The following is a 17,205-nucleotide window of genomic DNA, read 5'->3' on the forward strand; positions in this document are numbered from 1 at the left end:
AGTGAGTAGTCACATACTTAAGTGGAGCAATGATCGTGGTCAAGCTTTTCTGACGAGCACAACGAACGCGCGGTGTTTCCGGCAAGATGTCGACAAGCTGCCGGCAGTGGGAGCAGATTTGCAAAGGGTGATCCTTCATGGATGCACAGAACCAGAACTGGGACGATCTGCGCTTCTTTCTCGCCGTTTCCCGGGCGGGCACGCTGTCTGGAGCCGCACGCAGCCTTGGCGTAACGCATTCGACCGTGTTTCGCCGTCTCGGCGCCTTCGAGGAACGTCTGGGCGTCCGGCTCTTCGAGCGGTTGCCGGACGGCTATGCGCTGACGGGCGCCGGAGAGGCCATGCAGGAGACCGCCATCCGGATCGACGAGGAAGTTATCGCCCTGTCGCGACAGGTGACCGGACAGGACCAGCGCCTGAGCGGGCTTATCCGCATCACAGCCATCGATATGCTGGCGATCGGGTTATTGCCGTCGCATCTGGCGGCCTTTCATGCAGCGCAGCCAGGGATCGAATTGGAAGTGATCGTTTCGGACACTCCCCTGGACCTGACCCGACGCGAGGCCGATGTCGCACTGCGCATCGGCAACACGCCGCAGGAAATATTGGTCGGCCGGCGCGTCGGCCGGCTGGCCTTCGGAGCCTATGCCTCGGCAGAACGCGCCGCTCAGGGGATTGATGAGGATCTTGCCGGTAACGACTGGATCGGCTTCGGCCGGTCACATGGAGCGATCGGCCGTCAGTTGGCAGATTGGCTGCCGACGATACGGCCGATCTATCGCACCAACTCGATCTCGGCCGCGATTGCCGCGGCAAGGGCCGGAATCGGCCTTGCGCCGCTGCCTTGCGCCGTAGCCGACCGCACCCCCGACCTTGTCCGCATCGCCCTGTTTCCGGAAGATTTCCGGCTCGATCTGTGGCTGCTGACCCATGAGGATCTGCGCAACACCGCCCGTATCCGTGCCTTCATGGACTTCATGGCTGATGCGCTAACCACCGACGCCGACCTTCTGGAGGGCCGTCGTCCGCAGGCTGGTCTTCCCCGGACAACCACGGCATGATTCATCCGTTATCTCTCTTGCGGGGTGCGGTCCCGTGGACACCACTTGCGAAGCTGATGGAACGACGAGGCGCGCGCTTCGGCAGTCACCTGTCTGTTCCATTGCCCCATTACAGGGACAATGATCGCATGCGCCCTTTCAGGGCGTCTGGCGAGTCCCGGAAATCGCGAGCATCACGGAGAGATCATGCCCGCCAATGACACGCTGAATGTTGTGACTCAGCGCCGACGACAAGGAACACCCGGCGAGGTTCTGGCTGCCTTCCTGAAATTGGGCCTGACCTCCTTCGGTGGACCGATCGCGCATCTGGGCTATTTCCGTGAGGAGTTCGTCGCCCGGCGCGGCTGGATCGACGATCGTGGCTATGCCGATCTGGTCGCGCTCTGCCAGTTCCTTCCAGGGCCAGCATCCAGCCAGGTTGGCTTCGCATTGGGCTTGCAGCGTGCGGGACCAGTGGGTGCGTTGGCTGCCTGGGCAGCCTTTACTTTGCCTTCCGCCCTGCTGCTGATGCTGTTCGCGCTTGGAGCTGCGGCGTTTTCAGGCCCGCTCGGCATCGGGGTATTGCACGGGCTCAAACTGGTGGCGGTGGCCATCGTGGCGCAGGCTGTCTGGGGGATGGCGCGCACGCTTTGTCCCGACCGCTCACGCCAGACGATCGCGCTCGCCGCCGTATTGATGGCGGTGCTCATCGGGGGCGCGACGGGCCAGTTGGGTGCAATCCTGCTCGGTGGGCTCGCCGGGCTCTGGCTTTGCCGGGACACGGCGGGAGCGCCGGGTGAAGCGCTGCATTTCCCGGTCTCGCGGCAGGCGGGAATAATCGCGCTGGCGCTGTTCTTCATCCTGATAATCGGCCTGCCGCTAGCTGTGATGCTATTTCCCGCGCAGGACCTGGCGGTGATCGACGCCTTCTATCGCGCTGGTGCGCTGGTATTTGGCGGCGGCCATGTGGTCTTGCCTTTGCTGGAAGCCGAAGTGGTTCGCCCGGGCTGGGTCACGCCCGATGCGTTCCTGGCCGGCTATGGCGCGGCCCAGGCGGTGCCGGGGCCGCTCTTCACCTTCGCCGCCTATCTCGGCATGCTGCTCGAACCCGGCCCGAACGGGATCGCTGGCGCGACGCTTGCCCTTTTTGCGATCTTCCTGCCGGGCTTCATGCTGCTTGTCGGCGCGCTGCCGTTCTGGAACACGCTGCGCGCACGCTCCGGCGTGCGGGCGCCGATGGCGGGGGCGAACGCCGCGGTGGTCGGCATTCTGGGCGCTGCGCTCTACGATCCGCTCTGGATCAGCGCGATCGGTTCGCCCCGCGACTTTGCGCTGGCGCTGACCTGCTTCGTAGCCTTGATGAGCTGGAAATTCCCGCCATGGCTCGTGGTGCTGATCGGGGCTGCCGGCGGCGCGATCCTGGAGGTAAGCTCGATGTCGTGATGGAAAAGGAATAACGGAGCCTGATCGACCGGGAATATAGCGTCAGCCCATCCGGCGCATTATCGCCGGTCTCCCCCAGCCACTGCCGCCGTCGCGGCACAGCCAGGAACACAAATTGCAAATCGACCTTTCTTCCGACCGCTTTATGACAGCATTGACCGGCATCACGCTTGCCGGGATGGCGCTTGCGACGGTCGATGCCTTTTTGATCCCCGGTCTTTGGGGGCCGGTCGGTCTCGTGCTGGTCTATCTGGCCGGTGGTGTGCCGACCGGGGTCCGGGCCCTGACGTCGCTATGGCGCGAGCGGATTCTCGACATCGATCTTCTGATGATCGTGGCCGCCCTTGCCGCCGCCGCGGTGGGTGCTGCGCTCGAAGGGGCGGTGCTGCTGACGCTGTTCAGCCTCTCGACCACGCTGGAGCAGCGGGCGATGGGCCGGGCGCGCCATGCGGTTGAGGCACTGATGGCGTTGCGGCCAGACACCGCGCTGAGGCGCGCTCCTGACGGCACCGTTACGGAAGTTCCGGTGGGCGATCTCGTCGCCGGCGACATGGTGGTGCTGCGCCCCGGCGCGCGTGTGCCGGCCGATGGCGAGGTGGCGGAAGGGGAAGGCTCGCTCGATGAGGCGACGATCACCGGCGAATCGATGCCGGTCAGCAAAGGCCCCGGCGCGAAGGTGTTCGAGGCCACGGTGAACCTCAACGCCGTGCTGGTGGTGCGCGTCACCCGCCCGGTGGCGGAAAGCACCGTGGCGCGGATGATTGAGCTGGTGACTGAGGCACAGGCCGCGCGCGCTCCGTCCGAACGGTTCAGCGCCTGGTTCGGCCAGCGCTATACCATCGCGGTGCTCGCCGGCGCGGTGCTGGCTCTCGCTATATTCCTGGCGCTTGGCTGGACGATGCAGGATGCGCTTTATCGTGCCGCGACGCTGCTGGTCGCAGCCAGCCCCTGCGCGGTAGTGATATCGGTCCCGGCCGCGATCCTCTCGGCATTGGCGGCGGCCGCGCGCGGCGGCGTGCTGTTCAAGGGTGGCGCGGCGCTGGAGACGCTGGCCGAGGTCGATATCTTCGCCTTCGACAAGACCGGTACGCTGACCACTGGCAAGGCCGAGGTGACGCAGGTGATGGCGTCGGAATCGGGAGAACAGGCCGAAGAGCGGTTCCTGTCATTGATCGCCGGTCTCGAGGCGCATTCCGAACATCCGATTGCCGATGCGATCCGCCGCCACATCGAAGAAAAAGGCATAACTGCCGCCGAGGTGCGCGATGTGGAAACCGTGCCCAGTGAGGGGATCACCGGGGAGGATGCCGTGGGCCCGCTCTGGGCCGGCAATCCGCGCATGGCCGCGCGCATGGGCGCATCGCTCGACGCACCCGAATTTTCGCAGCTGACGGATGGTAGCCAGACCGTGGTGTGGCTGGGGCGGGGAGATCGGGTCTATGGTGCGCTCACCGTCGCCGACCGCCCGCGCGCGACCTCGGCCGCGGGGTTGGCTGCGCTCAGGGCGGCTGGGGTGGGCACTATCGCCATGATGACCGGCGACCGGCGCCCTGTCGGCTTGCGGATCGCCGCGGAACTCGGACTGGAGGCACAGGACGTCCATGCCGATCTGTTGCCCGAGGACAAGGTCCGGCTGGTGGGCGAACTTGCAACAAGTGGAAAGGTGGCGTTCGTCGGCGACGGGGTGAACGACGCCGCCGCGCTGGCGCGGGCCGATGTCGGCATCGCCATGGGCGCGGCGGGCAGCGACGTCGCCTTGCAGGCAGCCGATGTCGCGCTGTTGTCGGAGGACATGGCCCGCCTTGCCGCCGCCCATCGGCTGGCGCGGCGCACCCGCCGGATCATCCGTCAGAATCTGATTTTCGCCATCGGCATGATGCTGCTTCTGGTCGCCTCGAGCCTGTTCTTTGCCCTGCCGCTGCCGCTCGCGGTCGTCGGACACGAAGGCGGCACGGTGCTGGTGGTGCTAAACGGCCTCAGGCTGCTCGCCGACCCGATCCGGGCGCGCAGTGCGACCTCACTGCGACGCCAACCCGACGCCGGCCCTGTAGAGCCTTCATACCAGTCAGGGGTTTGACCGGATGACGGCAATCCCCCCGAAACCCGCGTAGATGAGGAACCGACCGCTCTTCAGCAGGTGTGATTGTCGGTGAAGAACCTGTGGTGTGAATCGCGGCCGAAGGCGGGGATGGCCATGCCTAGCAACAAGAGGACAACTCTCTCGACAAAGGCGGCTCTTCCAGACGGAACCATTCCGCTGGAGGGAGAAACTCTCAAGGCCGTTTCCCGGTGCGGCCGCTTCTGAACGTTCGCGAATTGGCGAGGGGCCTTATCGATAGACGATACCTCCATCCGTCAGGATGGATTGCCCGGTGATATAGTCGGCATCGGCGCTTGCCAGGAACGCAACGAGAGCCGCGACGTCTTCCGGCGTCTGCGCGCGCCCCAGCGCGATGCCCTCGACATATTTCTTGTAGGTTTCGCCCTTCGGCGTTCCAGTGATCTCGGAAAAGCGTTCGTCGATCTCCACCCACATGTCGGTGCCGACGATGCCGGGGCAGTAGGCGTTCACCGTGATGCCCGCGCTGGCATATTCCTTGGCGGCGGCCTGCGTCAGCGCACGCACGGCGAACTTGGTCGCCGAATAGACGCCAAGCATGGCGAAGCCGTCATGTCCGGCGATCGAGCAGGCGTTGATGATCTTGCCCTTCTGGCCGCGATCCTTGAATTTCTTTGCGGCCGCCTGGATACCCCAGAGCACGCCGTCGACGTTGATCCGGAAAATCAGGTCCATGTCCTCGGGCGTGACGTCGGCGATCGGCTTTACCTGGGCGATGCCGGCATTGTTGACGATGACGTCGAATCCGCCGAGTTGCTTTTCCGCATGGTCGATGGCGGCGTAGACGTCGTCGCGCTTGCTGACATCGGCGACGACGGTGGTGGCCTTGCGTCCGAGCGCTTCGACTTCCTTGCGAACGGAGTCGAGCTTGTCGGCCTTGACATCGGCCAGCGCGAGGTTGGCGCCTTCCTTTGCAAGCCGCAGCGCAATGCCGCGTCCGATCCCCTGGCCAGCGCCGGTTACCAATATGACTTTATCGTTCAAAGACATGATTTTCTCCTACAGAAAGTCGGCCAATCCTTCGCAAGTCGGCATGTTCCCTTTCGGACAATACAGCCAGGGCAAAACCGACTACACTCCCTGATCATGGCCCATTTTAAGGCCCCGGCCCAGAAATGATGCGACGGCGCCGAAACTGGCAGTAAGGCTACTTCAAGGGGCTGCTCGCAATAGCAACAGTAATTGTCCGACCCCGCAAGAGTATGACATGATCCCGCATAGAGGGCCGGGTGGCATATTTTCATCGCTTGGATAGGGGCGGTGTTGCTGAAGGATGCGTAGTTGATGACGGAAGCGGAGCGCTACGACGCCGTCGTAATCGGCAGTGGCGAAGGCGGCAAATACCTCGCCTGGCATATGGCGCAAGCCGGCCAGAAGGTGGCTGTCATCGAGCGGCGCTGGATCGGCGGCTCGTGCCCCAACATCAACTGCCTGCCAAGCAAGAACGAGATCTGGAGCGCGGGTATCGCCCATGCCGTTGCCCACGCCGGGGAGTATGGCGTTGCGACCGGCCCCGTCTCGGTCGACATGAAGACGGTTGTGGAGCGCAAGCGCGCCATGGTCAAAAGCCTCGTGACGTTTCATCTGGAACGCTACGAGGCGACGGGCGCGGAACTCATCATGGGCAACGCCCGCCTCGTCGCGCCAAGCGCGGTCGAGATCGCGCTGAACGATGGCGGGACGCGGCTGCTCGTCGCTGAAAAGCTGTTTCTCAACCTTGGGACGCATGCAACCATTCCGCCCGTCCCCGGTCTGGCCGAAGCCAAGCCGCTCACCCATATCGAAGCGCTCGAACTGGACCGGTTGCCGGCCCACCTGATCGTTCTCGGCGGGGGCTATGTCGGGCTTGAACTGGCGCAGGCCTATCAGCGCTTCGGCAGTCGCGTCACCATTGTGGACCGTGGCCCGCGTATGCTGAAGCGCGAGGACGAGGATGTTTCCGAAGAAGTTCGGCGGATTCTGGAGGCGGAAGGCATAGAGGTGCTTTTGTCTGCCGAAGTCGAGAAGGTGGAGGGCCGGTCGGGCGAAAGCGTGCGCGTCACCATTCGGACGCCGGACGGTTCAAGAACGATCGAGGGCACGGACATTCTGGTCGCGGCCGGCCGCACCCCCAACACGCAAGGCATAGGGCTTGAAGAGGCAGGCATTGCGCTGACGGATCGCGGCACCATCAAGGTGAACGATCGACTGGAGACGACTGCAAGGGACGTATGGGCCATCGGAGAATGCGCGGGAAGTCCGCAATTCACCCACGCATCGCTCGATGATTTCCGAATTATCCGGGACAATCTCGATGGTGGGGACAGAACGACCACAGGGCGGCTGATGCCCTATTGCATGTTCATCGACCCGCCGCTTGCCCGCATCGGCATGAGCGAAGCGGAAGCGCACGCCAGTGGAATTGATATGCGCGTCGCGAAACTGCCGATGAAGGCAGTGCTGCGGACGCGGACGACCTCGCAAACCTCGGGCTTCGTGAAGGCGCTGGTCGATCCGCAGGACCGGATCGCAGGCTTTGCCATGATCGGTTCGGAGGCCGGGGAAGTGATGGCCGTGGTGCAGGCAGCCATGCTCGGCGGGTTGCCCTACAGCGTCCTGCGCGACGCCATTCTTGCGCATCCGACGATGGCCGAGGGGCTGAACGCGCTGTTCGGCAATGTAGCGAAAAGATGAATTTTCCAGGCTCAGGTGAGGCGGCGGGTTAGAGAATGAACGGACACGGTAAGCATCAGCACCATTCGCATGATCATGACCATTCGGGTCATGCGCATCTTGTGAAGGACCCCGTCTGCGGCATGGAGGTCGATCCGCAGACGGCGGAACATCACCTGACCCATGAGGGTCACACTCACTATTTCTGCTCGGCTTCCTGCAAGGCGAAATTCAAGGCGGACCCCGCCCGATATCTTGCAGGAGACGCGGCGCCCGCTCCGGACGCGCCCGAGGGCGCGATCTGGACCTGTCCGATGCATCCCGAGATCCGGCAGGATGGGCCGGGAAGCTGCCCGATCTGCGGCATGGCGCTGGAGCCGTTGATGGTGACCGCCGACAGCGGCCCCAGCCCGGAACTCGCCGACATGACACGGCGCTTCTGGATCGGGCTGGTCCTCGCCGCTCCGGTCTTCGTGCTCGAAATGGGCAGTCACCTTATTCCCGCACTGCATCATCTGGTGCCGATGCGGATATCGATCTGGGTTCAGCTCGTTCTGGCGACGCCGGTGGTTTTGTGGTGCGGATGGCCGTTCTTTGAGCGCGCCTGGGCGTCGCTGGTCAATCGCAGCCTCAACATGTTCACCCTGATCGCCATGGGCACGGGCGTCGCCTGGGCCTACAGCATCGTCGCCGCCCTTGCGCCGGGTATTTTCCCCGCCGCCTTTCGCGCGGAAGATGGCACGGTCGCGGTCTATTTCGAGGCGGCGGCGGTCATCACCGTTCTGGTGCTGCTTGGCCAGGTGCTGGAACTGCGCGCCCGTGAGCAGACCTCGGGCGCGATCAGGGCGCTTCTCGATCTGGCGCCGAAGACGGCGCGGCGCGTCGGTGACGATGGCGTGGAGGAAGACGTTCCGGTCGAGCACGTTGCCCTCGGCGACAGGCTGCGTGTGCGGCCCGGCGAGACCGTGCCGGTCGATGGCGTCGTCGAGGACGGACGCTCCTCGCTTGATGAAGCGATGGTCACCGGCGAATCCATGCCTGTCACCCGCACTGTGGGCGATCAGGTCATCGGCGGCACGCTGAATCAGACCGGGGCGCTGGTGATCCGCGCCGAAAAGGTCGGCCGCGATACCATGCTGTCGCGCATCGTGCAGATGGTCGCCGATGCGCAGCGCTCGCGCGCGCCGATCCAGCGCATGGCCGATCAGGTCTCGGGCTGGTTCGTGCCGCTGGTCATCGTCATCGCGATTCTGGCCTTCATCGTCTGGGGCATCTGGGGTCCCGAGCCGCGCTTCGCCTACGGGCTGGTCGTGGCCGTTTCGGTTCTGATCATCGCCTGTCCCTGCGCATTGGGGCTGGCGACGCCGATGTCGATCATGGTCGGCGTCGGCAAGGGCGCCAGCGCCGGCGTCCTGATCAAGAACGCCGAAGCGCTCGAACATATGGAGAAGGTCGACACGCTCGTCGTCGACAAGACCGGCACGCTCACCGAGGGCAAGCCGTCGGTGACGGCGATCGTGGCGGCAGGCGGTTTTAACGAAACGGAAATCCTGCGGCTTGCCGCTGGCGTCGAGAAGGCGTCGGAACATCCGCTGGCATTGGCGATTGTGGAGGCGGCGGAGAAGAAGGGCATCGAGGTCCCGCCCGTGGTGGACTTCGACTCCCCTCTCGGCAAGGGCGCGCTCGGCACCGTCGAGGGCAAGGCGATCGCGCTCGGCAATGCGGCGTTCCTCAAGGAGCATGGTGTCGATGCGTCGGCCCTTGCCGAACGGGCGGACGCCTTGCGCCATGATGGCGCCACGGCGATCTATATCGGCGTCGATGGCAAGGCGGGTGGCATCTTCGCCATTGCCGATCCGGTGAAGGCGACGACGCAGGAGGCGCTGAACGCGCTGCATGGCGAAGGCATCCGCATCGTGATGCTGACCGGCGACAATAAAACCACAGCCGAAGCTGTCGCGCGTCAACTGGGCATCGATGAGGTCGAGGCCGACGTGCTGCCGGATGCAAAGAGCGCCGTGGTGAGCCGTCTCAAGGCTGAAGGCCGTGTGGTTGCCATGGCGGGCGACGGCGTCAATGACGCGCCCGCGCTTGCCGCCGCCGATGTCGGCATCGCCATGGGCTCGGGCACCGATGTCGCCATCGAAAGCGCCGGCGTCACCTTACTCAAGGGAGACCTCATGGGGATCGTGAAAGCGCGGCGTCTGTCGCAGGCGACGATGGCGAATATCCGCCAGAACCTGTTCTTCGCCTTCATCTACAATGCCGCCGGCATCCCGATTGCCGCGGGCGTGCTTTACCCTTCTTTCGGCCTCCTTCTGTCACCGATCATCGCGGCCGCCGCCATGTCGCTGTCGTCGGTCAGCGTCATCGCCAACGCGCTGCGATTGCGCGGATTGAAACTTTGACTGAAACGCTGGCGCGACGGACGCCCTCGCATCAGTCGTAGGCGAGGGCGTCAGTCGCGCCAATAATTGTTGGCGGCCGCAACCGTCTGGAAATGGATGGCGATCACCTGCGAGGAAGCGATGAGTTGCGCGGTGTCCTGATCGTAGGCCGCGCGCAGCTTGTCGCGAATCTCGGCGGAAGGCTGGGTCACCTTGACGCCGACCCGCGCCATTTTGGTGGCAAGGTCGAACCCCTCCTGCGGGGTCGCTGTCTTGAGTGAGGGAAGCCAAGTGTCAGCCATGATGTTTTCCTTCCAGAGAATATGAGTGCGCAGCAACCGTAATCTACCCGAGCAGCTAGCGAAAGCATCACCCCGTGATGAGTTTCGTTTCCAGAAGTTACGCCTGAAACGCCCTGTCGTGCGGGAAATCCCCTTCGGCGATGTAAGCTTCTTCCGCCTGCGTCGATTCCCGGCCGAGGACCTGATTGCGGTGCGGGTGACGGCCAAAAGCGGCGATGACCTTGCGCACATCACCGGCCTGTTTCACCAGTGACTGGTATATCGGCTGAAGGGAAGCGGGGGCTTCCGCTGCGATCTCTTCGCGAAGCCTGATGAGCAGATCGATGCGCGCAAGGTGATCCGGGCCTTCGCAATGGCCAAGGGGCTGACTGTAGACGATCCTGAACCAGGGCGTGCCCAGCGATGCGTAGTGGCCGTTGGAGAACCCCTCCATCGCCAGCGACAGCGCGGCAGGGTCTTGCGCGAATGCGCGTGGCGTGCCGCGCCAGAGCGAGCGCGAGAACTGGTCGAGCACGATGATGAGCGCCAGCCTGCCTTCGGGGTCGCCGGCCCAGTCGTCGAGATCGCCTGAAGCTGCGCTGCTCGTGAGGTCGGCGAAGCGCGCGACGATTTTGTCGTCTGCGCCGCCATGCAGCCGCCACGACCAGTGATCGCGATGAGTTCCAGCCGCTATCCCTGACGAGCGGCCTTCGGGAAACCAGAAGTCGAGAACGTCGTTCCACGGGGCGGTCCTGGCATCCATATCGATCCTTTCAGATAGTTCCGGACGATGAGACAGGATTGACGCTGCAAAAACAACAGACCCCGCATCGGAACGGGGTCTGCCAGGAGGCGAGGCGTCAGCCTCGCGCGGCCACAGTCGCCGGCCGGGTGGCGGCGGCTTTTGCTGCCCTCCCGCCGGGTGCGGTGGCCTTCGGCACGCGCAGTAGACGCATGCCGTTGGCGATGACGATCAGCACCGAAAGCTGGTGGACCAGCATGCCGCCCGCCATGTGGACATCGCCGGAAAACACGCCCGCCAGCAGTCCGGCCACTGTCACCAGCGCGATGACGAGGTTCTGGCGCATATTGCCCAGCGTTGCGCGCGAGATCGCCATCGCCTCGGGGATCTTGCCGAGATCGTCCTTCAGGAGCGCGATGTCGGCGGTCTCGATGGCGACGTCGCTGCCGGCCGCGCCCATGGCGATCGAGGTGTCGGCGGCGGCAAGAGCAGGGGCATCGTTGATGCCGTCGCCGACCATGGCGACATGCGCGCCATCCGCCTTCATCTTCCGGATCAGTTCCAACTTGTCCTCGGGCATCAGCCCGGCATGGACCTCGTCGATGCCGACCTCGCGGGCAATGGCTTCGGCGGCGCCATGCTGGTCGCCGGTCAGCATGACCACGCGGCCTATGCCGATGTCGCGCAGCCGGGCGATGGCCTCCGCCGCGCCTTCACGGGCCATGTCAGACATGCCCAGCAGCCCGATCAGCTGCCCGTCACGCGCCACCAGGATCGGCGTCTGGCCGTTGGACAGCAGGCGGTCCAGTGCGGCTTCGCCCTCCTGGCCCAGCGCGATGCCGAGCGTATCCATCAGGCGTCGGTTGCCAGCGGCAACGGTCCGGCCGTCGATGCGGGCGCTCAGGCCCATGCCGGCGTGCTCCTCCAGCGTTTCAGGCGTGGAAAGCGGCCCGTTCTTGCGGCCGGCCTCGACGATCGGACGCCCGAGCGGGTGGGTCGATCCAGCCTCGGCGGTTGCGGCCAGATGCAGCAACTCGGCTTCCGTCACTCCGCCCAGCGCGACGATGGAGGCGAGCTGCGGTTTGCCTTCCGTCAGCGTGCCGGTCTTGTCGAGCGCCAGCGTGTCGATCCGGCCCGCACTTTCCAGATGCTGGCCGCCTTTGATCAGGATGCCGCTGCGCGCCGCGCGGCCGATGCCGGCGACGATGGACACCGGCGTCGAGATCACCAGCGCGCCGGGGCAGCCGACGACCAGCAGCGTCAGCGCCAGACGGATATCCTGCGTCACGGCGAAGGCGACGACCGCAAGTCCGATGATCGAGGGCGTATACCATTGCGCGAAGCGCTCGATCATGCGCTGACTCGGGGCTTTTTCCTCCTGCGCCTCCTCGACGCGCTGAATGATGCGGGCAAGGGTGGTGTCGGCGCCGACATTGGTGGCGCGGATGCGCAGCAACCCGTTCTCGGCGATCGTTCCTGCATGAACGTGGCTGCCCGGCGCTTTCTCGGCCGGCATCGGCTCACCAGTAATCGCTGCCTCGCTCACGGCGGCGGTGCCTTCGGTCACCTCGCCGTCCACCGGGATACGCTGACCGGCCCTGACCAGCACGGTCTCGCCAAGCTGGACCATATGAGCCGGCATTTCGACGGGATCGCCGTCGCGCAGCACGGTCGCGGTGGCGGGCGCGGCATCGAGCAATGCCTTCAGCGCCCCTCGGGTCTGTCCCATGGTGCGCGCCTCAAGCCAGCCACCGAACATGAACAGGAAGGTGACGGCCGCCGACTCCCAGACCTCGCCGATAAACAACGCGCCGACCGCCGCGACGGTGACGAGCAGTTCGATGCTGAAATGCCTTACACGCAGCGAGCGCCAGGCGCGGATGGCGATATCGGAGCCGGCAACAAAAGCTGCCGCGACCATCAGCGCCGTCCATGCCTCGACCATGCCGAAACCGTAGCGCGCCAGAAGGCCGGCCGCGATCAACCCGCCGCTGCCGACCGTCAACCAGAAGCGTCGCCGTGCCGGATGCACGAAGGCGCTCCTGATCCTGCTGACAAGATTGCTCATCTCATCGCTCCTTTCATCTTCAACCATGCCGGAAAAGCGTGCCGGCCGCGCCGGCGCGCGGCGCGGCGAAAAAGGTGGAGTGCCGATCAGAAGGCGGCAGGCTGTGCCTCATAGCCGGTTCCGCGCACCGCCTCGACCAACGCTTCAACGCTCGATTGCGCGGGGTCGTGCTCGACCTCGATCTTGCCGGTGTTGAAGCGCACCTCGGCCTTTGCCACACCAGGAAGGGCGTTGAGCGCTTTCTCGATCTTCGGCACGCAGGAGGGGCACGAAAGTTCGTCGCTGCGAAGGATGGTTTTCTGGGTCATGATCGGGTTCCTTTCGATAGTGGGGAGGGGTGTCCCCTGCCTCATTGATCTAAGGGTTCGAACCCGCATTGCGATTGGCGAAACCGGCAAGCCAAGCTTGCACGAATACACAGGCCACTGCCTTGGTTCTGAATCATCGGGCGACCACTTTGGGGTCGGTTCCGGCCGAAGCCGAGGAACGCTATTACGCCATGCTGGAAGCCCAACCCATGGCCGCGTGACTCAAACTAAAACGCCTCCGGCAATCCCTGAGCGGTTCACTTCTTCTGGGGGATGACGAGTAGGTTGAGTTCCCCCGCATCCCTTGATCGGTATTTGACGCGAGCACGTACCAACGCATTCGAATCCGATCCAAGCTGCGGTCGCTTTCTACGCCGCTGTTCGGAATAAGGCTGAAAGAAAGTTACCTCCATCAGCGGCCGTTTCCTCGGCGTCAGGTGCGGCGCCAAGAGGCAAATGTCCGCCACTTGATCGCAAGTAAAGATGGTTGCGCCCTCCCGCAACCATCTTTACCGGCGTAGATTGCAAGTTATGATCGACGCCGGTCCCCGCAACCATCTTTACTTGTTCGGGCAGCAAGTGAAGATTAGATCCAGCCCCCGCAACCAACGATAATTGCGAAACCTCCAAAGCTCCGGCTGCGGAGGTTTTTTGCTGTCCGCGCGACGGCTTCCGCGAGCCGCCCGATTGCGCCAGCAGATTGTCCAGCGCCTCGGCTTCCGACAGGAAAGCCGGATCCTTCTTGCCGGCCGCGAAGCGCAGGATGGCGCCGAGATCGCCGCGCAGCACGATGGCCAGTTCGCCATCTTCCGGCACCAGCGTCACCTGATCGACCAGCGAGCGCAGGATCTCCGCCGCTTGGGCGCGGCTGTCCTCGTGCCGCAGGTTCTCCGAAAGTTCGGCGATGCGTTGGGCATAGAGCGCCGCCATGTTCGGATGCAGCAGGGGAGGCGGCTCGTCGGCATTGGCCAGTTTCTCCGTCAGTTCCGCCTTGCGCGCTTCGAGTTGCGTAATCTTGTCCTTGAGCGTCAACGGCGGGACGCCCTGCAGTATGGCGTCGATGGCCTTGTCGAGTTCTCGGATCGTGCGATCCAGGTCCCGGCGCGCGACCTCCAGATCGGCGCCACGCTCGATGCGCAACCGGTTCACCTCCCGAGTGAACTCGGCGCAGAATTCCCGAAACAGGTCCGGCTCCATCAGGTGCTTTTTGAGCCCGTTCAGGACCGAGGCCTCGAGCGCGTCGCGGCGGATGTTGACGCGGTTGTCGCAGGTGCCCTTGTTGCGCGCCGTCGAGCAGCCCAGCAGATCCTTCGAGATCATCGAATAGCCCCCGCCGCAGCAGCCGCATTTGATGAGACCCGCGAAGAGATGCTTCGGGCGGCGGCGGTCGTTCAGCGGATTGCCGTTGGGCCGCGTGCGGGTCGAAAAGGCCAGTTCGCCCTGGCGGGCCTTGACCGCATCCCAGAGGCTTTGGTCGACGATGCGCAGGTCCGGCACCTCCTGGATCACCCATTCGCTTTCCGGGTTCGGCCGTGAGACCCGGCGACCGGTGTCGGGATCCTTGACGTAGCGCAGCCGGTTCCAGACGAGGCGACCGACATAGAGCTCGTTGTTCAGGATGCCGGTGCCGCGCTCGCGGTTGCCATGGATGGTCGATGGCCCCCATTCCCGGCCCATGGGACCGGGCACGCCTTCGCGGTTCAGCGTCATGGCGATGGTGCGCGAGGAGAGTCCGGCGTTGTAGTCGGCGAAGATGCGGCGGATGACGGCGGCCTGCGCTTCGTTGATCGTCCGGTCGCCGCGGATCGGCTCGCCATTGGCATCGAACTGCTTGACCACGTCGTAGCCGTAGGAGTTGCCGCCGCCGGACTTGCCGTCCTCGACCCGGCCGCGCAGGCCCCGGCGGGTCTTGTCGGCCAGGTCCTTGATGAACAGCGCGTTCATCGTGCCCTTCAGGCCGACATGCAGCTCGCTGATCTCGCCTTCGGACAGCGTGAACATTTTTAGGTCGGCATAGCGCATGCGCTTGTAGATGCCGGCGATATCCTCCTGGTCGCGGCTGACCCGGTCCAGCGCCTCGGCCAGCACAATGTCGAAGCGGCCGCGCGTCGAATCCATGATCAGCGCCTGGAGGCCGGGACGCTGGATCATGCTGGAGCCGGAGATGGAATGGTCGGAATATTCCTCGACCACCGTCCAGCCTTCCTTCTCGGCACGCAATCGGCACATGCGGAACTGGTCGGCGATCGAGGCCTCGCGCTGCAGGTCTGATGAATAGCGGGCGTAGATGGCAACCTTCATGCGCGGGCCTCCTGGTCAGTCGGGGTGGTCTCTGCCGTTCTCGCGATCTTCGGCCTCGACGAAATCCCGCGCCGCGCGCCGGGCCAGCAGGCGGACCAGGTCCGCAAGCCGCCGGTCCGGGGAGGGCAGGGGAGCAGCGGACTCCCGGGTGGGTTCAGGGACCACCCGCAGCCGTTCCGCAACTGTCTGCCTCCGCCGTGCCATTGCCCTGTTCCGCTCGCCGCGCGGTTGGATCCGCGCCAGAAGAATCGTGGCGCAGGACCAAGCGGAATCACAGGCGGGTTCGGGCGCATCGCATCAAGCCTCGGCGCAGTACAGCGTAAACCGGCGCTGCCGCGCCTGCTGCAGGGGGCGCTGCGCGGCGGCGTCATCGCAGCTTGGCGTAAAAATACTGGAAAGTCGCGGGATATCTGGCGGCGAGGGATGGAGATCGGCGGGGTTCCGCAGCTGGTGATCGAGCATCTAGGCATTCATGCTTCGCGTTCAGAGGCCGCTGCCCGAAGGCACGTCCTCATACTCCCCTTGGGAGGCCGAGGCTCAGTTGTTCCTCCCCGCCGTCCTCGTCTTGCGGTTCCAGAGACGATAGCGTGACGCCAAGCAGCCGCATGACCTTTTCCACCGGGAAGAACGATTCCAGCGACGCCGAGGTAATCATCGCAGGCTTCGCCGCACCCTGCGCGCAGCAAAGCCAAGCTCCACGCCCGGCACCGGTGTCGTCGCCCCGCCTGCGCCTATGAGCAGGGCGACGCCGAAATATCAGCCCTTCTGCGAGGCAAACGGCGCGCGATACTGCGACTGGCGTTCCAGCATCCAGCCCGGATATTCGGCGGGCAGCTTGGTCACCGCATCGAGCGCGGCCAGGTCCTCGGCGGTGAGCGCCACCTCGGTCGAACGGATATTGTCCTGCAACTGCTCGATCCGCTTCGCCCCAACGATCACGCTGGTCACCACCGGCTGATGCAGCAGCCAGGCCAGCGCCACCTGCGCCACCGTGCAGGTCTTGGCCGATGCGATCTCGCGCATTGTGGCGATGGCGGCATCGCCACGCGCCAGATCCACCGGCGGGAAGTCGAAGCTGGCCCGGCGGCCGTCGTTGGCGGTGCTGCCCTCGCTGTACTTGCCCGACAGGAAGCCACCTGCCAGCGGGCTCCAGACCATCAGGCCGAGGCCCTCGGCCTGCAGCATCGGCACGATCTCGCGTTCCAGATCGCGGCCGACCAGCGTGTAATAGGCCTGCAGCGACAGGATCGGCGCCAGCGTGCGCGCATCAGCGATGCCGATAGCCTTGACGATCTGCCAGGCCGCCCAGTTCGACAATCCGATATAGCGCACATGGCCCTGCCGCACGAGCGTGTCGAGCGCCTCGAGCGTCTCGGTGATCGGGGTCAGCGGATCGAAGCCGTGGATCTGGTAGAGGTCGATGTGATCCATCTGCAACCGTTCCAGGCTGGCCTTGGCCTGCGCCAGAATGTGGGCACGCGAGGCGCCGCGGGCGTTCGGGCCCTCGCCCATCACCCCCATCACCTTGGTCGCGATCACCACCTCGTCGCGCGGAATGCCGAGGTTGCGGATGGCCTGGCCGAGGATCCGCTCGCTCTCGCCGCCGGCATAGACATTGGCGGTATCGATGAAATTGATGCCGGCGTCGAAGGCCGCCTTGACCAGCCTGTCGGCCTCGTCCTGGCGCAGCTGGCCGATCTGGCCCCACAGGCCCTCCGAGCCGCCGAAGGTCATGGTGCCGAGGCAGAGTTCCGAGACCAGCAGGCCGCTGGGGCCGAGAGTGCGGTAGCGCATGGAATGTTCCTTCATGTCGGGTGGATCGCCGGGGCGGAATGCCGCCGGATCAGGACGAAGATAGGGCCGC

At 64.8% G+C, this 17,205-nt stretch carries 13 protein-coding genes; 5 read left to right on the forward strand and 8 right to left on the reverse strand.

Features of this window, described 5'->3' with window-relative positions; translation table 11 throughout:
• The first annotated feature begins 137 nt into the window (after positions 1–137).
• The 3 genes from IT40_RS00740 (at position 138) to IT40_RS00750 (ending at position 4,560) form a co-directional block, all read left to right on the forward strand.
• Complete coding sequence (locus tag IT40_RS00740; protein WP_036749204.1) at positions 138–1,061, forward strand: LysR family transcriptional regulator; 924 nt, start codon at positions 138–140, stop codon at positions 1,059–1,061.
• 186 nt (positions 1,062–1,247) lie between these two features.
• Positions 1,248–2,483: a chromate efflux transporter gene (chrA, locus tag IT40_RS00745; protein WP_052095661.1), complete on the forward strand. Its 1,236-nt coding sequence runs from the start codon at positions 1,248–1,250 to the stop codon at positions 2,481–2,483.
• A 145-nt stretch (positions 2,484–2,628) separates the two neighbouring features.
• Positions 2,629–4,560, forward strand: coding sequence for a heavy metal translocating P-type ATPase (locus IT40_RS00750; RefSeq protein ID WP_052095662.1), 1,932 nt, complete (start codon positions 2,629–2,631; stop codon positions 4,558–4,560).
• 252 nt (positions 4,561–4,812) lie between these two features.
• Here IT40_RS00750 and IT40_RS00755 read toward each other — a convergent pair whose 3' ends face one another.
• Positions 4,813–5,592 (reverse strand): acetoin reductase, encoded by a 780-nt coding sequence (locus tag IT40_RS00755; RefSeq protein WP_036749207.1) that lies wholly within the window; start codon positions 5,590–5,592, stop codon positions 4,813–4,815.
• A 294-nt stretch (positions 5,593–5,886) separates the two neighbouring features.
• Between IT40_RS00755 and IT40_RS00760 the strand changes: the two genes are divergently transcribed.
• Both IT40_RS00760 and IT40_RS00765 read left to right on the forward strand, forming a co-directional pair.
• On the forward strand, positions 5,887–7,275 hold the full coding sequence (locus IT40_RS00760; RefSeq protein WP_036749208.1) for a mercuric reductase: 1,389 nt from the start codon (positions 5,887–5,889) through the stop codon (positions 7,273–7,275).
• Between the two features lie 35 nt (positions 7,276–7,310).
• Complete coding sequence (locus IT40_RS00765; RefSeq protein ID WP_036749209.1) at positions 7,311–9,662, forward strand: heavy metal translocating P-type ATPase; 2,352 nt, start codon at positions 7,311–7,313, stop codon at positions 9,660–9,662.
• A gap of 50 nt (positions 9,663–9,712) precedes the next feature.
• Here the strand turns inward: IT40_RS00765 and IT40_RS00770 are convergent, their stop codons facing one another.
• From IT40_RS00770 to IT40_RS00795, 7 genes are all read right to left on the reverse strand, one after another.
• Positions 9,713–9,943, reverse strand: coding sequence for a hexameric tyrosine-coordinated heme protein (locus IT40_RS00770; protein ID WP_024845346.1), 231 nt, complete (start codon positions 9,941–9,943; stop codon positions 9,713–9,715).
• A 97-nt stretch (positions 9,944–10,040) separates the two neighbouring features.
• The gene (locus IT40_RS00775; protein WP_024845347.1) at positions 10,041–10,685 is read right to left on the reverse strand and encodes a DUF924 family protein; all 645 of its coding nucleotides are present in this window, start codon (positions 10,683–10,685) and stop codon (positions 10,041–10,043) included.
• 97 nt (positions 10,686–10,782) lie between these two features.
• Positions 10,783–12,732: a heavy metal translocating P-type ATPase gene (locus IT40_RS00780; protein WP_036749210.1), complete on the reverse strand. Its 1,950-nt coding sequence runs from the start codon at positions 12,730–12,732 to the stop codon at positions 10,783–10,785.
• Between the two features lie 86 nt (positions 12,733–12,818).
• On the reverse strand, positions 12,819–13,040 hold the full coding sequence (locus IT40_RS00785) for a heavy-metal-associated domain-containing protein (protein ID WP_024845349.1): 222 nt from the start codon (positions 13,038–13,040) through the stop codon (positions 12,819–12,821).
• A gap of 369 nt (positions 13,041–13,409) precedes the next feature.
• Entirely contained in the window at positions 13,410–15,341 is a 1,932-nt protein-coding gene (locus tag IT40_RS00790) for a recombinase family protein (protein ID WP_243700140.1), read from the reverse strand.
• 297 nt (positions 15,342–15,638) lie between these two features.
• Positions 15,639–15,803, reverse strand: coding sequence for a hypothetical protein (locus IT40_RS28230; RefSeq protein WP_156933710.1), 165 nt, complete (start codon positions 15,801–15,803; stop codon positions 15,639–15,641).
• 294 nt (positions 15,804–16,097) lie between these two features.
• Positions 16,098–17,135 (reverse strand): aldo/keto reductase, encoded by a 1,038-nt coding sequence (locus IT40_RS00795; RefSeq protein ID WP_036749339.1) that lies wholly within the window; start codon positions 17,133–17,135, stop codon positions 16,098–16,100.
• Positions 17,136–17,205: the final 70 nt, after the last annotated feature.

The sequence above is a fragment of the Paracoccus versutus genome, from assembly GCF_000763885.1.
Lineage (GTDB): Bacteria > Pseudomonadota > Alphaproteobacteria > Rhodobacterales > Rhodobacteraceae > Paracoccus > Paracoccus versutus.